Here is a 17,258-nt window from a genome sequence, read left to right as displayed (position 1 = left end):
GTTCCTGCCGCAGGTGGTCAAGTCGGCCCGCGTGATGAAGCAGGCCGTCGCCTGGCTCGAACCCTTCATGGAGGCAGAGAAGGCCGGAAAGCCGCGCGAGCAGGCGGGCCGCATCCTGATGGCCACGGTCAAGGGCGACGTCCACGACATCGGCAAGAACATCGTCGGCGTCGTGCTGCAGTGCAACAACTACGAGGTCATCGACCTGGGCGTCATGGTCCCGGCCGACCGCATCCTGGACGCCGCCGTCGAGCACAAGGTCGACATCATCGGCCTGTCCGGCCTGATCACCCCCTCGCTGGATGAAATGGTCTTCGTCGCGCGCGAGATGGAGCGACGCGGCTTTGACATCCCCCTGCTGATCGGCGGGGCCACCACCAGCCGCACCCACACAGCGGTCAAGATCGAGCCGGGCTATCGCAAGGGCTCGACCACCTATGTCATCGACGCCAGCCGCGCCGTCGGCGTGGTCTCCGGCCTGCTGTCACCCACCGAAAAGGCGAACAACGAGGCCGCCACGCGCGACGAATACATCCGCATCCGCGAGCAGTACGCGCGCGGCCAGGAGGTCAAGGCCCGCGCCACGCTCCAGCAGGCGCGCGAGAACCGCTTCCAGCCCGATCCGACCGCCGCCATGCCGGGCAAGCCCTCCTTCCTCGGCGTGCGGGCGTTTGACGCCTGGGACCTGGCCGACCTGGCCGACCACATCGACTGGACGCCCTTCTTCGCCAGTTGGGAGCTGATCGGCCGTTATCCGCTGATCCTCGAGGACGAGATCGTCGGCGAGGCCGCCCAGGATCTGTTCAGAGACGCCCAGGCCATGCTGAAGCGGATCATCGACGAGAAGTGGTTCACGGCGCGCGGCGTCGTCGGCTTCTGGCCCGCCCGCGCGGACGGCGACGACATCGCCGTCTATGCTGACGAGAGCCGCGATCAGGAGATCGCCCGCTTCCACACCCTGCGCCAGCAGATCAAGAAGTCGAACGGCAAGCCCAACCTGGCTCTGTCGGACTTCATCGCCGAGGACGGCGCGGACTACGTGGGCGCCTTCGCCGTCACGGCGGGCCACGGCGAACTCGAAATCGCCAAGCGGTTCAAGGACGCCGGCGACGACTATTCCTCGATCATGGCCACGGCCCTGGCCGACCGCCTGGCCGAAGCCTTCGCCGAGGCCCTGCACAAGAAGGTGCGGACCGAGCTTTGGGGCTATGCCGTCGACGAAGCCACGACCACGCAGGACCTGATCGAAGAGAAGTATCAGGGCATTCGCCCCGCCCCCGGCTATCCGGCCCAACCCGATCACACGGAAAAGGCGACCCTGTTCCGCCTGCTGGACGCCGGAAACAACGCCGGCATGGCCCTGACGGAAAGCTACGCCATGACGCCCCCGGCCTCGGTCAGCGGCCTCTACTTCGGCCATCCGGGCAGCCACTACTTCGGCGTCGGCAAGGTCGACCGCGATCAGATCGAGGACTACGCGATCCGCAAGGGCTGGGACGTGGAGACTGCCGAACGCTGGCTGGCCCCCATCCTCAACTACGAGCCCGGCGCCGCGGCGCGCGACACCGCGGCCTGAACAGGGCCGCCTGACCCGTCAGGCCGCTGGAGCCCCGTCGCGGCGTCCAGCCCGACGTCCTTCAGCGTGGCCGGCGCCGCCGTGATGTTCTCGCGGATGCGTCGCGCGGCGTGTTCGCACCGTCCCGGCAGGCCGAAGAACAGGCCGAAGGCCTCGCTGCGCGCCTTGACGTCCTGCTGCGCCAGCAGGGGCGCCCACTGACCGGCGGCGGCGGTCGCCGCCTGCTGCGCCATCGCCTTGACCGCCGCAGACTGGCGCGCGCCGGCGACAGCCAGGGCCGTATTGAAATCAACCGCTTCAAGCTTGCCCAGGCGAATGATGTCCAGGTCCAGGGCGTCGGATGTCTGCAGGCTCTCGCCCAGGGCGATGTGCCCCTTGATCAGGGCCTCGCACCACGCCACCAGCGGATAGTCCCCCTGCGGCGCCCCGCGCGGCAGTTCGGCCGCATAGGCCATGGCTTCGCGAATCTTCAACGCCTCGGCCGTTTCGGCCGCGCGGTTCGCCGTGATCATGGGTCCTTCATCCTGGGCCAAGGTCGCTGCGGGCGACAGGACCGTCATCGCGGCGACCAGGAGCAAGGCGGAACGCAGGGCCATAGGCGGTGTCTTTCTCTCGAGCGGCGACAGCGGCGCGCCACCCCGTCACGCTTGCCGCCTCAGATGGTTTTTCTGCGGCGACGGTTCTCAAATGAAAAGGGCGGCAGGTCCGAAGACCCGCCGCCCAATCCCCAAGCCTTTGAAGGGGCTTAGAAGTTAGCCGTGACGCCGAAGAAGATGTAGCGGCCCATGGCGTTGTACAGTTGCGGGTAGGTGTTGTTGTTACCCGTCGTGCCGACGCTGCGCGACAGCGGCGGATCGGTGTCGAAGACGTTGTTCACGCCCGCGCGGACCGAGACATTGTCCCGAGCCTGCCAGGTCGCCGCCAGGTCGAAGTAGTTGATGGCGTCGAACTCGCGGTCGATCCGGTTCGACGGCGCGTTGTTCAGGCTGCCGTCATCGCCGAGAACGGCGATTTCAGCGCCGCCGTAGTAACGCCACGTGCCGGCCAGGTTCAGACCCTCGATAGGGGTGCCCCAATCGACGCGCAGACGGTGACGCCATTCCGGGTTCGGAACGCCGCACTGGTTGGCGAAGAAGCCGGCGCAGTCATAGACCGAGTTGTCGAAGCCCAGACCCGTGTCGGTCTCGAGCGACTGCAGCCAGGTGCCGACCATGGTGAAGCCGAGGGTGCCGGCGCGATCCCAGCCGTAGTCGGCCAGATCCATGTTGTAGTTGGCCGCAACGTCCACACCCGACGTCGACAGACCACCGATGTTGGTGTTCAGGTCGATGACGTTGCCGGTGCCGATCCACAGCTGACCGTTCGAGTTACGCTGAATGTTGGCGCAAGCCGCGGCCAGTCCCGACGTGTAGCAGGCGTCCAGCGAGTTCTGAGCGCCGATCGTCGAGATCAGGTTGTCGATCTGGATGTCGAAGTAATCGAGCGTCAGGTTGAAGCCCGGCAGGAACTCCGGCGTGAAGACGACGCCGAAGGTCAGGGTGTCGGATTCTTCCGGCGTCAGTGCGGTGTTGCCGCCCTGCAGGAAGTTGTACTGGCCGGCCGGGCTGGAGATGCCCGGGCTGATCGCCTGAGCCGCCGTCACCTGCCACGGATTGGTGCCGATGCAGGCCGCGTCGCCCGCATAGCTGGCGGCTTCGTTCTTGTCGCAGGGGTCGGCGTCCAGATCGAACAGGTTGAAGCCCTGGGCCGTGAACAGTTCGATCACGTTCGGCGCGCGGACAGCGCGCTGGGCGCTGGCGCGGAAGCGAACCGACGAAACCGGGGCCCAGTCGGCGCCGATTTTCCACGAGTCCGTGCCGCCGCCCAGATCATACTCCGAGTGACGATAGGCCAGGTCGACCGACAGTTGGTCGGCGAAGGCCATGCCTTCGGCGATCGGAATCTGGGCTTCGGCGAACACGTCATAGACCTGGTTCGAACCATTGAGGCCCAGGGTCGCGCCGCCCTGACCGGCGCCGTCGCCGCTGGTGAACGAGACGTCAGGCGTCAGGTCCAGACCGTCACGACGATACTCGACGCCGAACGCCGTCTGCACGCCGCGCGTGGCCCACGGCGACTTGACGCCATAGACGCCGAGGTCGGCGGTCAGCGAGCCCGAGACGACCTGCTGGGTGGTCCAGCCGGTGGCGACCAGCGGCACCTGCAGGTAGTCCAGCGCCGCCTGAGTCACGCCACCCGACTTGAAGATGTTGTAGGGCACGCAGTCGGCGTCGATGCCGGCGAGAACCGACGAGCAGACGGGCTGGCCCGTCACCGGGTCCGTCACGACGTCCAGCGCGCGCGCCAGACGGGTGTTCGAGAACTCGTTGCGGTAGATGTTGGTGAACTGAGCGCGCGAGTACTGGGCGGTCAGGTCATAGCTCCAGGCTTCGTTCAGATCGCCGCGAGCGCCGACGACGCCGCGATACGACTGGAAGCGGATGTCCGACTGACGTCCGCCGCCTTCGACGTTGCGGCGGCCGATGTACATCGACTTGTCAACGCCGGCGGCGATGTCGGCCGCGGTACAGCCGATGGCGGTGCGTTGCTGGGCCGACAGCAGCGGATTGGAGCAGCTGATGCTCGAGCTGCCGTCCGTGGTGCGGAAGCCGTTGGCGAACTCACCGAAGAAGTTACCCGACGGCGCGATCTGCGCGAGCGTCGAATAGTCGCTGAACATCAGCTGGGTGTAGAGCTCGACCTTGTCGCTGACGTCGTAGTGACCGAAGACGCCCAGGGTGTAACGCTCATCCGGACGCTGGTAGTAGTTCAGCGGGCCGAAGTTGTAGGCGTCACGCGCGCCGACATACGGAATGAAGTTGCCGGTGGCGTCGACCGTGTAGGCGAAGTTGGTGAAGTCCGTGAACTGACCCGGGAAAGACGTGCCCGAACCGGCGCAGGTGAAGTCGTTCGGCGTGGCGGCTGCGGGCGCGCCCAGCGAACAGGCGGCGTAGTCGTAGTCGCGGCCCAGAACCTTGTTGTTCTTGCGATAGCCGGCGTACAGGGTGATGTTGCCCTTGTCGTCCGGAGCGTTGACACCCATCAGGATGTTCACTTCGCGGCTGAAGCCGGTCGTGACGTTGTCGTCGGGCAGCTTGAACTGCGACGGGTTGGTCGTGGCGCGGCCGGCGATGACGTTGCGGACGTTGCCGACGCCGTCATAGTCGTTGTTGTGCTGGTTGAAGCCGTACTGGGCGTCGATTTCGATGCCTTCGAAGTCGCGGCGCATGATGAAGTTGACGACGCCGGCGATGGCGTCCGAACCATAGACGGCCGAGGCGCCGCCCGTCAGCACTTCAACCCGCTCGACCATCTGGCCGGGGATCTGGTTCAGGTCGGCGGCGTCGTCCTGCGGCGAGCCGTAGCCCATGCGCTTGCCGTCGATCAGGACCAGGGTGCGGGACGAACCCAGGTTGCGCAGCGACACGGTGGCCGTGCCCGAGGCGCCGTTCGACACGGTCGAGTTCTGCGCGGCGAAGGCCTGCGGAAGCTGCGTGACCAGGTCCTCAACGCGGGTCACGCCCTGAACGTCGATGTCCTCGCCCGTGACCTGGGTCACAGGGCTGGTCGTGGTCAGGTTGGGCTGGCGAATGCGCGAGCCGGTCACGACGATGTCGCCCACCTGGCTGGCTTGCTCAGGCTGAGCCGGCGCCGGGGTGGTCTGAGCCATGGCGGGAGCCGCCAGGCCGGCGAGCGCGAAGCCCGCGATCATCGTCGACGCCAGCAGTCGCTCGCGTTTGATCTGGAATTTCAAGGTTCGTCCTCCTGAGTTGTGGACGGCAACAGCAAAGCTTGCCCCTCACCTGTCGTCCACGGCTAGACTCGATTGGCGCCTGACGACGCGTCGGATCGGTAGCTGGCCAGGAGGTTAGCCACGCGAAATCTGTATCGGACAGGAAAATTACAAGCGAGTAACAAAGTGGCCTCTACCCTGTCGCAAAATCGCCACGCTCTGACTCGTATGGCCTTGATGGAAACACCGTGGCATTAAGAGTCATCTTAAACGGCTAAGCTTCTCCTGGAGGGAAATGTGCGCATCATCACCACACTAGGCGCCGCGACATTCGCCGTTTTGTTGCTCCCTTCATCCAGTTATGCGCAAAATTCCGCCACAAACCGATCGCCGCTTCTGGAGCAGGTCGCGGCCTGTCGCCAGATAACGTCGGACGCCGAGCGCCTGGGCTGTTTTGACCGCGCAGCCGGCGCGTTGGACGCCGCCGAACGCCAGGGCGAGGTGGTCGTGGTCGAGCGCGGACAGATTCGCGAAGCGCGCCGCCAGCTGTTCGGCTTCGAGATTCCGTCCCTCCCGCCCATGTTCGGACGCGACGATCCGGCCGAGAGAATCGACGCCGTCGAAACCACGCTGCTGAGCGCAGGCCAGGGCCTGGACGGCAAATGGCTGTTCCGCCTGGCGGACGGCTCGGAATGGCGTCAGATCGATTCCGATCCGGTCCGTTTCCAAAATCGAACCGGCATGGAAATTCGCGTGCGTCGCGCCGCCCTCGGCAGTTATCTGCTGACCGCCGGACGCAGCCGCGCCGTCCGCGTGAAGAGGCAATAGTAATGACCGACCCCGTCGCCCTGAACGATCGCATCTGGCTGTCCGGCCAGATTTCTCCTGACGCCCTGGCCGACGCCGCGGCGCGCCTCGGCTTCCGCAAGGTGGTGAACAACCGCCCCGATGACGAGGAGCCTGGCCAGCCCACCGGCGCCGAAATCCGCGCCGCCGCCGAAGCCGCCGGCCTGGCCTACCTGGAGGCGCCGGTTCGGGGCCTTCCCGATCCTGAGACGGTCAGCGCCGTCGGGGCCTTCCTTGACGACGGCGCGCCAGCCCTTCTCTTCTGCCGCTCGGGCATGCGGTCAGCCGCCACCTGGGCCATGGCCGAAGCCGGCCGAGGCGCGGACGTGAACGCCCTGCGGGCCCAGGCCCTGGCCGCGGGCTACGATCTCAGTCGCGTGCCGCTCTAGCGGACGACGCCGACCCGGGCGGCGTAGGGCGCGGCGGGTTCCGGCGTGCACGAAGCGGCCGCCCATTGGACCGCCATGAGACACGTCAGGGCCAGGATCACGGCCGGAAGTCGATTTGGCACGGGAAAAACAGCGGTTCGGGTCACGGCGCGGGCTCCTGAATAGGTTACAGGCGTTGAACGCAAGGTCGGCGCCGCGTCGACCACCCTGCTCGCTCCGCAAGGACCACCGCCCGTGATCCCCTATGTCCGACAGTTCGACTTCACCTACGGCCATCGCGATCAGGTCTCGCCGCTGATCCAGCGGGTGATCGCCGACAATCCCGGCCCCTTCACCTTCACCGGCACGGGAACCTATATAGTCGGGCGCGACATGCCGGGCGCGAGCGTGGCGGTGATCGACCCCGGCCCCGAGGACGAGGCTCACCTGCACGCCCTGCTGCGGGCGGTGAAGGGGCGAAGCGTCAGCCACATCCTGGTCACTCACACCCATCGCGACCACGCCCCCCTGTCCCGCGCCCTGGCCGAGGCGGTCGGCGGCGCCCCTATCCTGGCGGCAAGGCCGCACGGGCCGACGGTCCACGCCTCGGATGCCATCGATCAGGCCTCAATGGACGAGGACGACGACGCGGACTTCAAGGCGGACGTCATCGTGACGGACGGCCAGAGGATCGAGGGCGACGGCTGGACCATCGAGGCCATGGCCACGCCCGGCCACGCCTCCAACCACATGGCCTTCGTGCTGCGAGACGAGAACGCCCTGTTCAGCGGCGATCACGTCATGGGCTGGTCCACCACCGTCGTCGCCCCGCCGGACGGCGACATGACCGCCTATATGGGCAGTCTGGAGCGGGTGCTGGCGCGCGGATTCTCGACCATCTGGCCGACGCACGGCCCGGCCATCACCCAGGTCGCCCCCTTCCTGAAGGCCTATCGGGACCACCGGCTGGAGCGCGAGGCGCAGATCTGCGCGAGGCTGGCGGCGGGCGACGCGACCATCGCCCAGATGGTCCCCGCCCTTTACGCCGCCGTCGATCAGCGGCTGTGGCCGGCAGCCAGCCTCTCGGTCCTGTCGCACCTGATCAAGCTGGTGCAGGAGGGCCGCGCCGTGGCCGCGCCGGGACCGACGATGGCGGCGCGTTACGCCCTGACCGCCGACTAGGGCCGCAACCCGTCCGTGACGGCGCGAGCCAGACGGCAAGCCTCGTCGCCGACCTTCACGCCTTCACGCTGGGCCACGCGCACGTCGGTGCGACCGGGGCGAATGCGAATGGCGGCGTCATAGGTCAGGCCGAACCAGAAGCCTTCCTTGGAGCCGTCCGCCCTGAAGGCCGCCGCGCCGCGAGGCGTGAATCCCGCCGCCTCCAGCGCCGCCGCCGCCGTTTCCGGCGCCACCTGACGCGGAACCGCAATCAGACCCGGACAGGCGACGGACGCCCCGCCCTCTCCAGCCCCCTGGCCGCCGCGCATGGCCGCCACCGCCCGCGAGAAGGCCGGCGCCTCGGCTGCGTCGGTCGTCACATCGTTGGAGGCCTGGACCGCGAAACGCTGCCCCTGGATCAGGAACAGGGCCACGCTTGCACCGGCGACGACAAGCGCCACGGCTGCGTAAAGCCCTCGACGACGCACGTCCTTGAAAGCGATCACTACGGCGACCAGGGCCGCCGCCAGTCCGACGAAGGCCAGGACGCGCCCAACCTTGAAGGTCAGCCCCTCCAGCCCGAAGCCGGCGCCCCACAGGCCGAACCGCGTCCCGAACACCGCGGCCAGCACCAGAATCGGCGCCAGAAAGGCCGCGAGCGTCAGCCAGCGCAGACGGATCTCGGCCGCGCGCGCCTGGGTCCGGGTCGGTTCAGCCATGCGGCCCTCCTGAAAGATCAGCCCGCGGTCGGCAGACGATAATCCTTCATCTGCTCGCGCAGCAGCTTCTTGTCGATCTTGCCCGTCGCGCCCAGCGGAATATCGGCCAGGAAGACCACGTCGTCGGGCATCCACCACTTGGCGATCTTGCCGGTCAGGAAGTCCAGGTGCTCCTGCTTGTCCTCGCTTTCGCCGTCCTTGAGCTTGATCAGCAGGACCGGGCGCTCATCCCATTTCGGGTGAGCCGCGCCGATGACGGCGGCCAGGGCGACCTTGGGATGGCCGACGGCCAGGTTCTCGATTTCGATGGAGCTGATCCATTCGCCGCCGGACTTGATGACGTCCTTGGCCCGGTCGGTGATCTGCATGAAGCCGTGATCGTCGATGGTCGAGACATCGCCTGTGTCGAAGAAGCCCTCGGTGTCCAGGATCTCGCCGCCCTCGTCGCGGAAGTAGGCGCGAGCGATGGTCGGGCCCTTGATCATCAGACGACCATAGGTCGAGCCGTCGTGCGGCATGTCCTGACCGGCGTAGTTCTTGAGCTTGAGCTCGACGCCCAGCGGCGGCGTGCCCTGCTTGACCCGCCACTTCAGTTGCTCCTCGAACGGCAGGGCGGCCAGTTCCGGCGTCATGTTCGACAGGGTGCCGATGGGCGAGGTCTCGGTCATGCCCCAGCCCTGCAGCACCTCGACCCCGAACTCGTCGTGGAAAGCGCGGATCATGCTTTCCGGCACAGCGGCGCCGCCGATCAGGACGCGCTTGACCGTCGAAAGCTTCAGATTGTTCTCGCGCAGGTGGTTCAGCAGCCCCTGCCAGACAGTCGGCACGGCGGCCGAGAAGGTGACGCCTTCGGTTTCCAGCAGTTCATAGATGGAGGCCCCGTCCATCTTGGCGCCCGGCATGACCAGCTTGGACCCCGCCGCCGGACCGCCGAAGGCGATGCCCCAGGCGTTGGCGTGGAACATGGGCACCACCGGCAGGATGACTTCCTTCGGCGTCGCGCCCAGGACGGTCGATTGCAGGCCCAGCAGGGTATGGATGAAGTTCGAGCGGTGCGAATAGAGGACGCCCTTGGGGTTCCCCGTCGTGCCCGAGGTGTAGCACAGGCCGCAGGCCGTCTGTTCGTCGAAGCCGCCCCACTCCACGTCTTCCGACGACTGCTCCAGCACGGTCTCATAGCATTCGACCACCGGCAGCTTGGTCTGGGGCATGTGATCGGGGTCGGTCATGACGACGACGCGCTCGACCGACGGACAGTGCGGCAGGATGGCGTCCAGCAGCGGTACGAAGGTCAGGTCGACGAAGATGATCCGGTCGCCCGCGTGGTTGATGATGTAGACCAGTTGTTCCGGGAACAGGCGCGGGTTCAGGGTGTGGCAAACCGCGCCGATGCCCATGATGCCGTACCAGGTCTCGATGTGGTCGGCGGTGTTCCAGGCCAGGGTGGCGATGCGGTCGCCGGGCTGCACGCCCCAGGCCTTCAACGCATTCGACACCCGCTTGGCCCGGCCGTGGATGGCTCCATAGGTGGTGCGCTCGATCGGTCCCTCGACGGACCGCGTCACGACCTCGCGGTTCGGATGCCAATTCTTGGCGTGATCGAGAATCTTGTCGACCGTCAGCGGCCAGTCCTGCATCAAACCCAGCATCGCATTTCCTCGTCTCGCGCCCTCTAGAACGTGGCGCTTTGCAGCGACGCTATCTAGGTGAACGGCGATAAGCAACGTGCCGTTAGGGAAACAAGGTCGCAGACCCGGTCGCGGCTTTTCATCCCGCCCCGCATGACTTCGCTCCCGATCCAAGGAGGCCGGAAACGTCATGCCTCGCAAGCCGCGCCGGCCCGGACGACTTCTTCGGCGCAGGTGCGGTTCGCGCAACATGGTCAATCCAGCATCAGCCGCCTAGAAAGCCGCCGGAACTACGGAGACCGCCCTATGACCATCCTGATCGCCATCACCGGGGGCTCCGGTTCGGGCAAAAGCACCCTGGCCGAGGCCCTGGTCACGTCCCTCCCTGCGGGCGTGGCCGTGCTGATGCGCGAGGATTCCTACTACCGCGACGCCGCCAGCGTGCCGGGCTTCAACGCCGACACCCATGACTTCGACGACGTGGCCGCGCGCGATCACGACCTCCTGGTTGAACATCTGTCCGAACTGAAGGCCGGGCGTCCGGTCACGGCCCCGCTCTATTCCTTCATCCACCACGGCCGCGACCCGGGCGGCGAGCCGATCCCCGCCGCCGAGGTGGTGGTCGTCGAGGGCACGCACGTCCTGTGCACCGCGGCGCTGACGGCCCTGTTCGACATCAAGGTCTTCGTCGACACCCCCGCTGACATCCGCTTCATCCGCCGCCTGCTGCGCGACCAGACCGAGCGCGGCCGCACCGCCGAATCCGTCATCCATCAGTATCTGCTGACCGTCCGCCCCGGCCACGAGCGGCTGACCGAACCCTCGCGCACCCACGCCGACTTCATCGTCGCCGACGCCACGGCGGCGGTGCGGCTGGAAGATCCGCAGGCGGTCATTCGCCTGGTCGCGCCGGTCCTGGCCCATCCGCTGCTAGAAGCTTGGCATCGCTAATGATTTCCGTTCGCAAAACAGCGTTTACCCTGTTGCAATAGTGGCGAAATAGAGGCACCCTGAGTTTATTACATTTGGGCAAGGTTCTGATGACCGCTTCGGTCCACGATCTCGACGACCCCCGACGCGCCGCCATTGTGCGTCAGGCCCGCCTGCACTTTATTTCCGAGGGCTACGCCTCCACGCGGATGGAGCCGATCGCCCGCGAATCCGGAGTATCCACCGCCACCCTCTACGCCTTCTTCGACAGCAAGGCGGCCCTGTTCGCCGCCGTCATCGAAGATGCGTCAGAGGACTTTTCGCGGCGCATGGCGGCGGTCAAAACCTGCGAAGGCGCGCCGCGCGAGCGATTGACGGGTTTCCTCGGCGCCTATGCGGAGTTCATGAGCGATCCGTTCGTGCACTCGGTGTTCCGCTTGGTGCTGGCCGAACGCCCGCGCTTCGAGGCCGTGGCGAGAAGCTTCTTCGAGCGCGGCAAGCACGACTTCGGCGCCGTGCTGATCGCCGCCCTGGTCGAGATGAACGCCGCGGGCCAGATCGAGGCCGCCAAGCCGTCCTGGGCGGCCGGCCAATTGATGGGCATGGTCGAACACCCCGTCTTCTTCGTGCCCCTGGTGACAGGCGACGAGGTCACGGCGGCCCGCCCTCCGCGTCAGATCGCCGAGGATGCGGTGGAGACCTTCCTGGCCCGCTACGGCGTCTGAATTCCGATCAGGGCCAGAGGCGCGTCGGTTTCCATCCGTCGCCGTCGCGATCAAACCGCAGTCGATCATGTAGGCGGAACGGGCGGTCGCGCCAGAACTCGATCTGCGACGGAATCACTCGCCAGCCGATCCAGCGATCGGGGCGCGGCACGTCCTCGCCGTCAAAGCGCGCCGTCTCGGCGGCGACTCCGGCTTCCAGCACCTCGCGGCTGGCCAGAGGACGCGACTGATCCGACGCCCAGGCGCCGATGCGGCTCTCCCGCGCCCGGCTGGCGAAGTAGGCGTCGGCCTCGGCCGCGCTGACGGCCTCCACGACGCCGCGCACGCGGACCTGACGGCGCAGGCTCTTCCAGTGGAACACCAGGGCCGCCGACGGATGCGCCCACAGTTGCTCGCCCTTGGCGCTCTCCTGATTGGAGAAGAAGGTGAAGCCGCGTGCGTCCACGTCCTTGAGCAAGACGATGCGCGCGTCCGGCATTCCCTCGGCGTCCAGCGTCGCCAGGGTCATGGCGTTGGCGTCGTTCGGTTCCGACGCCTTGGCCGCCTCCAGCCACTCCGCGAACAGGCCAAACGGCTCGCGCCGATCAAACATGGTCTCATCCGCATTGGCCGCCAGTTGCGCGGCGTAGTCCTCGACGGACGGGCTGGGCGGGATCAGGGACTGGGTCATGACCCCAATCCTTACACCTCCGCTTCCCTCACGTCATCAGACGTGGACAACCTGCGGCATCAAGCTTCGCCATAGCTCCCGATCCGGTCGCGCAGCGCCTCCTCGCGGGTCACGATTTCGGGCGTGATGGTGTCGAAATCCTCGATCGACAGGATGGGCCGGATCTCGACTTCGCCGTGCAGCTTGTCGGTGTCGGGGATGCGGCGGGCCCAGGCGACGGCCTCGTCCATGTCCTTGACCTGCCAGATCCAGAAGCCGGCGATCAGCTCCTTGGTCTCGGCGAAGGGGCCGTCGACCACGATCGGCGTGTCGCGCCCGCCGAACACGACCCGCTTGCCTTTCGACGACGGATGCAGCCCTTCGCCCGCCAGCATCATGCCCGCCGCCGCCAGTTCCTCGTTGAAGGCCGTCATGTCCCGAAGCAGGGCCTCCGAAGGCTGAACCCCCGCCTCGATGGCGTCCGTGCCCTTGATCATCACCATCACGCGCATGGCGTCTCTCCCCTGGTTTGAACGGCGGAGTTGATCTCCGCAACATCGCTACGTCGAACGGACAGGGCCGCTTCCGACATCAGGTCGCGATTTTTCAACTCGACGCAAGGTTAACCCGGTCTTGACCATATCCGACCAAGGCTGGCCGCCATGTGCGCGGACGCCCTCACCTTCGAAAACGCTCGGCTTCTGCTGGGCCTGACCGGCCCGGTCGGCAGCGACGGCCTGACGGCGGCCTTCCGCGCGGCGGTCAAGGCGGCTCGTCCCGATGCGCCCGGCGGCGACGCCGAGCGGTTCCGCCGCGTCATCGCCGCCTATCGCCTGCTGCAGGCGCAGACCCTGGCCCTGCCCGCGCCCGCCCACGCCAGGCCCTTCGTCCAGCCGCCCGCCCCGGTCCCGCTTCTAACCCTGACGCCGAAGCAGGCCCTCAACGGCGGCGACGTCCGCGTGGCCGTCGGCGCCCGCACCCTGCGGGTTCACGCCCCGTCCGGCGTCCGTTCGGGCGACAAGATCCGACTGAAGCGCGCCGCGCCCAACGGCGGCGACCTGCTGCTGCCCGTCCTGATCCGCCCCGCCGACGGCCTGTCGGTGCTGGGCGGCGACCTGTTCATGACCTGGACCGTGCCGCAGCGGATGATGGACGACGGCGGCCGTATCGAGATCACGACCCACGCCGGTCCGCGCTCATCCTGGCTGGCGCCCGACATGGTCGAGCCGGTGCGGCTGCGGCTCAAGGGCCTTGGCCTGCCCGCACGCGGCAGCCGCCCCGCCGGCGACCTGTTCGTCAAGCTGGAAGCCTCCGCCGACCTGCCCTCGGCGGCCGAAGACCTGCTGCTGCGCTTCACTCGGGTCTGGACGCCGGAGCGCCTCGCGGCCTAAGCCATAGGCCATGTCGCACAATACCTTCGGTCATCTGTTCCGCGTCACCACCTGGGGCGAAAGCCACGGCCCGGCCATCGGCTGCGTCGTCGACGGCTGCCCGCCGCTGATTCCGCTGACCGAGGCCGACATCCAGCCCCTGCTCGACCTGAGGAAGCCCGGCGGCAGCCGCTTCGTCACCCAGCGGCAGGAGGCCGATCAGGTCCGCATCCTGTCCGGCGTCTTCGACGACGGAAACGGCCCCGTCACCACCGGCACGCCGATCAGTCTGATGATCGAAAACACCGACCAACGCTCCAAGGACTATGGCGAGATCGCCCGCGCCTTCCGCCCCGGCCACGCCGACTACGCCTATCAGGCCAAGTACGGCGTGCGCGACCATCGCGGCGGCGGGCGCTCCTCAGCCCGCGAAACCGCCAGCCGCGTGGCGGCGGGCGCCGTGGCTCGGAAAGTCCTGGGCGACACCATCCGCATCCGCGCCGGCGTGGTCCAGCTGGGCCCGCACCGCATCGCCGACGAGGCCATCGACTTCGACGCCGTCTATGACAACGCCCTGTTCGCCGCCTCAGCCGAGGCCGTCCCGGCGTGGGAGGAATACCTCGACAGCGTGAGGAAGGCCGGCTCCTCCATCGGCGCCGTCGTGGCGCTGGAAGTCACGGGCGTCCCCGCCGGTTGGGGCGCGCCCCTCTACGCCAAGCTGGACGCCGAACTGGCCTCGGGCCTGATGTCCATCAACGCGGTCAAGGGCGTCGAGATCGGCGCGGGCTTCGGCGCCGCCGAACTGACGGGCGAGGACAACGCCGACGAAATGCGCCTGGGCGACGACGGCCGGCCGGCCTTCCTGTCCAACAAGGCGGGCGGGGTTCTCGGCGGCATCTCGACCGGCCAGCCGTTGACGGCGCGCGTGGCGTTCAAGCCCACCTCCTCCATCCTGACCCTGCGCCAGACCATCAACCGCGACGGCGCCGAGGTCGACCTGCGCACCAAGGGCCGCCACGACCCCTGCGTCGCCCTGCGCGGCGTCCCCGTCGTCGAGGCCATGGCCGCCATCGTCCTGGCCGACGCCATGCTGCGGCATCGGGCGCAGGTCGGCTGAGGTAATCTGAAACTAATACAGTTGCAAATATGATTTCGCGATCCTATCTAGGTCTCAAGCATTCCTCGGATGGGAGACCGCATCATGATCGACGTCAGACCTTTCAACACCCTCGGCGGCGCCAATCACGGCTGGCTGAACGCCCGCCATCACTTCTCGTTCGCCAACTACTATGATCCCAAGCGCATGGGCTGGGGCCGTCTGCGCGTCTGGAACGACGACGAGATCGCCGCCAAATCGGGCTTCCCGCCCCACCCTCACGCCGACATGGAGATCATCACCTATGTCCGCACCGGCGCCATCACCCACGAGGACTCGATGGGCAACAAGGGCCGCACCGGCGCGGGCGACGTTCAGGTGATGAGCGCCGGCACGGGCGTGCGTCACTCCGAGTTCAACCTCGAGAACGAGACGACCACCCTGTTCCAGATCTGGATCGAGACGGACAAGCCCGGCGCCCCGCCGTCCTGGGGCCAGCGCGACTTCCCCAAGAGCGACCGCTCGGGCCGCTTCACCGTCGTCGCCTCGGGCGATCCGGCGGACGAGGCCCTGTCGATCAACGCCGACGCCAGGATTCTGGCCGCGACGCTGAAGGCGGGCGAGAGCCTGACCTATGACCTGGCCGCCGGCCGCCGCGCCTATCTGGTCCCCGCCGTGGGCCGGGTGGACGTCAATGGAACGACGCTGAGCGCCCGCGACGGCGCCGGCATCGTCGACGAGCCGACCATCACCATCACGGCCAGCGAAGACGCCGAACTGGTCATGGTCGACAGCCTGTAAAACGGCCCTTCTCCCCTCCGGGGGAGAAGGTGGGCCGCGTAGCGGCTCGGATGAGGGGGAGCGCCGCTTCAACCTCGACGTTTCAGCCCCGGGCTGACCGCCCCCTCATCCGTCATGCTGCGCACGACACCTTCTCCCCCAAGGGGAGAAGGATGCTGGCCACGCCCCCGCCGTCAGCCTCTGTTCACATCTCCCGGTCAGATTGGGCGCCAGGAGATTCTCATGACCAAGTCCTTCGCACGGGCGACCGCCCTTCTGGCCGTCGTCGGCGGTTCGCTGATGCTGCAAGGCTGCGTCGTCGGGGCCGTCGTCGGAACCGGAGCGGCGGTCGTCGGCGGCACGGTCAAGGCCACCGGCGCCGTGGTCGGCGCGGGCTTCGACGCCGTCACCACCTCGGACGAGGAAACCAGGGCCAAGCGCGAGCGCGAGCAACGCGAATACGAACGCGAACAGCGCCGCTGCGAACAACGCCAGCGCCAGGGCAAGGACTGCTAAGGCCGCTCGCGCGCCAAGCGGCCCTGTCGGCCCGCGCCCTTCCCGGCCTAGGGTGAGCCTCCCTCCCCTGACGAGCCCGCCATGCAGATCGCCATCCTGACCCTCGACGGCTTCAACGAACTGGACAGCTTCATCGCGGCGGGCATCCTCAACCGCATGAAGGGGCGAGCCTGGGCGGCGCACATCACCTGCCCCACGCCGGAAGTGACCTCGATGGCCGGGGTGACGATCCGGCGCCAGAAGCCGCTGGCGTTTCTGGCCGAGGCCGACGCCGTCCTGATCGGCAGCGGGATCAAGACCCGCGACTACGCCGCCGACCCCGCCTTCCTGTCGCGCCTGACGCTGGACCCGTCGCGCCAGCTGATCGGCGCCCAGTGCTCGGGAACCCTGCTGCTGGCCAAGCTGGGCCTGATCGGCGACCTGCCCGCCTGCACCGACCTGACCACCAAGCCCTGGGTCATCGAGGCCGGCGTCAATGTCGTGGACGCCCCCTTCGTCGCGCACGGAAACGTCGCCACGGCGGGCGGCTGCTTGGCCTCACAATACCTCGCCGCCTGGATGATCGCCCGCCTGGCGACCCCGCAGGACGCCGAAGACGCCATCCACTACGTCGCTCCCGTCGGCGAAAAGGCCGAATACGTCGCGCGGGCGATGGCGGCGCTGGGGCCGCATCTGGCGGATGGGAAGACTGGCGGCTTAGGCCTGGTTTTGCCCTCGACAGACCTTGGAGAGCCCCTTTTTTCTACAAATCATGTCAAAACGTGAGGATAAAGTACCTATAACTGCTAACTAGCAGTCGCTAGCTCATCCAACGTCGCCGTCATCACGAGGGTGCCGCCAAGCATTTCTACCGGCTTAAGAAATTCTTCTGGAGAGCACCCAGCTTGTTTGGCAACCTCCGACGACGCTGTCTCCAGAACAATACCTTCAACCGCTACGCCCAAGCTATCGCAAAACTCGCCCGCGATTTTAGCAATCCGGCCGAGATCAAGAAATAGACCAAAGGCTTGAAGCACAAAGTGGTCGGTTGGAATCTCAAATTTCACATACTCATGAGTCACACCCTCCACTTGCATAGGTCGGTGAGCGGCAGCACTAAGAATTACAACCGTTCTATACTGA

General features: G+C 67.1%; 18 protein-coding genes. 11 read left to right on the top strand and 7 right to left on the bottom strand.

Annotated elements, in window-relative coordinates:
* The coding region (locus VGE49_RS12300) for a vitamin B12 dependent-methionine synthase activation domain-containing protein (protein ID WP_331034836.1) at positions 1–1,576 on the top strand (1,576 nt) is incomplete at its 5' end.
* Here VGE49_RS12300 and VGE49_RS12295 read toward each other — a convergent pair.
* Positions 1,537–2,172: a hypothetical protein gene (locus tag VGE49_RS12295; protein ID WP_331034835.1), complete on the bottom strand. Its 636-nt coding sequence runs from the start codon at positions 2,170–2,172 to the stop codon at positions 1,537–1,539. The genes VGE49_RS12300 and VGE49_RS12295 overlap by 40 nt on opposite strands.
* Before the next feature lie 149 nt (positions 2,173–2,321).
* Positions 2,322–5,369, bottom strand: coding sequence for a TonB-dependent receptor plug domain-containing protein (locus tag VGE49_RS12290; RefSeq protein ID WP_331034834.1), 3,048 nt, complete (start codon positions 5,367–5,369; stop codon positions 2,322–2,324).
* A 276-nt stretch (positions 5,370–5,645) separates the two neighbouring features.
* Here VGE49_RS12290 and VGE49_RS12285 point away from each other — a divergent pair, with 276 nt between their 5' ends.
* The 3 genes from VGE49_RS12285 (at position 5,646) to VGE49_RS12275 (ending at position 7,744) form a co-directional block, all read left to right on the top strand.
* Positions 5,646–6,176, top strand: coding sequence for a hypothetical protein (locus VGE49_RS12285; protein ID WP_331034833.1), 531 nt, complete (start codon positions 5,646–5,648; stop codon positions 6,174–6,176).
* A 2-nt stretch (positions 6,177–6,178) separates the two neighbouring features.
* Positions 6,179–6,583 carry a protein tyrosine phosphatase family protein gene (locus VGE49_RS12280; RefSeq protein WP_331034832.1) on the top strand — a complete coding sequence of 135 codons (405 nt, stop codon included), beginning with the start codon at positions 6,179–6,181 and terminating at the stop codon, positions 6,581–6,583.
* 234 nt (positions 6,584–6,817) lie between these two features.
* Positions 6,818–7,744, top strand: coding sequence for an MBL fold metallo-hydrolase (locus tag VGE49_RS12275; protein WP_331034831.1), 927 nt, complete (start codon positions 6,818–6,820; stop codon positions 7,742–7,744).
* Here the strand turns inward: VGE49_RS12275 and VGE49_RS12270 are convergent.
* Together VGE49_RS12270 and VGE49_RS12265 are read right to left on the bottom strand one after the other, a co-directional pair.
* Positions 7,741–8,442 (bottom strand): DUF1499 domain-containing protein, encoded by a 702-nt coding sequence (locus tag VGE49_RS12270; protein WP_331034830.1) that lies wholly within the window; start codon positions 8,440–8,442, stop codon positions 7,741–7,743. The genes VGE49_RS12275 and VGE49_RS12270 overlap by 4 nt on opposite strands.
* Before the next feature lie 17 nt (positions 8,443–8,459).
* Entirely contained in the window at positions 8,460–10,091 is a 1,632-nt protein-coding gene (locus VGE49_RS12265; protein WP_331034829.1) for a long-chain-fatty-acid--CoA ligase, read from the bottom strand.
* A 285-nt stretch (positions 10,092–10,376) separates the two neighbouring features.
* On the opposite strand from VGE49_RS12265, the gene udk reads away from it, so the two are divergent.
* Positions 10,377–11,021, top strand: a complete 645-nt coding sequence (gene udk, locus VGE49_RS12260) for a uridine kinase (RefSeq protein ID WP_331034828.1) — start codon at positions 10,377–10,379, stop codon at positions 11,019–11,021.
* A gap of 89 nt (positions 11,022–11,110) precedes the next feature.
* Entirely contained in the window at positions 11,111–11,725 is a 615-nt protein-coding gene (locus VGE49_RS12255) for a TetR/AcrR family transcriptional regulator (RefSeq protein ID WP_331034827.1), read from the top strand.
* 7 nt (positions 11,726–11,732) lie between these two features.
* Here the strand turns inward: VGE49_RS12255 and pdxH are convergent, their stop codons facing one another.
* Together pdxH and VGE49_RS12245 are read right to left on the bottom strand one after the other, a co-directional pair.
* Complete coding sequence (gene pdxH / locus VGE49_RS12250) at positions 11,733–12,395, bottom strand: pyridoxamine 5'-phosphate oxidase (RefSeq protein ID WP_331034826.1); 663 nt, start codon at positions 12,393–12,395, stop codon at positions 11,733–11,735.
* Positions 12,396–12,454: 59 nt separating this feature from the next.
* Positions 12,455–12,886 (bottom strand): YciI family protein, encoded by a 432-nt coding sequence (locus VGE49_RS12245; protein ID WP_331034825.1) that lies wholly within the window; start codon positions 12,884–12,886, stop codon positions 12,455–12,457.
* 150 nt (positions 12,887–13,036) lie between these two features.
* Between VGE49_RS12245 and VGE49_RS12240 the strand changes: the two genes are divergently transcribed.
* The 5 genes from VGE49_RS12240 (at position 13,037) to VGE49_RS12220 (ending at position 16,901) form a co-directional block, all read left to right on the top strand.
* Entirely contained in the window at positions 13,037–13,765 is a 729-nt protein-coding gene (locus VGE49_RS12240) for a DnaJ C-terminal domain-containing protein (protein WP_331034824.1), read from the top strand.
* A gap of 10 nt (positions 13,766–13,775) precedes the next feature.
* The gene (gene aroC, locus VGE49_RS12235; protein WP_331034823.1) at positions 13,776–14,861 is read left to right on the top strand and encodes a chorismate synthase; all 1,086 of its coding nucleotides are present in this window, start codon (positions 13,776–13,778) and stop codon (positions 14,859–14,861) included.
* An 84-nt stretch (positions 14,862–14,945) separates the two neighbouring features.
* Positions 14,946–15,641: a pirin family protein gene (locus VGE49_RS12230; protein ID WP_331034822.1), complete on the top strand. Its 696-nt coding sequence runs from the start codon at positions 14,946–14,948 to the stop codon at positions 15,639–15,641.
* 222 nt (positions 15,642–15,863) lie between these two features.
* Positions 15,864–16,136 carry a hypothetical protein gene (locus VGE49_RS12225; protein ID WP_331034821.1) on the top strand — a complete coding sequence of 91 codons (273 nt, stop codon included), beginning with the start codon at positions 15,864–15,866 and terminating at the stop codon, positions 16,134–16,136.
* Between the two features lie 81 nt (positions 16,137–16,217).
* Positions 16,218–16,901 (top strand): DJ-1/PfpI family protein, encoded by a 684-nt coding sequence (locus tag VGE49_RS12220; RefSeq protein ID WP_331034820.1) that lies wholly within the window; start codon positions 16,218–16,220, stop codon positions 16,899–16,901.
* Between the two features lie 20 nt (positions 16,902–16,921).
* Here the strand turns inward: VGE49_RS12220 and VGE49_RS12215 are convergent.
* Positions 16,922–17,258: hypothetical protein (locus VGE49_RS12215; RefSeq protein WP_331034819.1), on the bottom strand; the 337-nt coding region annotated here is incomplete at its 5' end.

The organism is Brevundimonas sp. (genome assembly GCF_036405315.1).
Taxonomy (GTDB): Bacteria; Pseudomonadota; Alphaproteobacteria; order Caulobacterales; family Caulobacteraceae; genus Brevundimonas.
The sequence above is the reverse complement of the archived record's forward strand: the minus strand, read 5'-3'. Positions and strand labels throughout refer to the sequence as shown.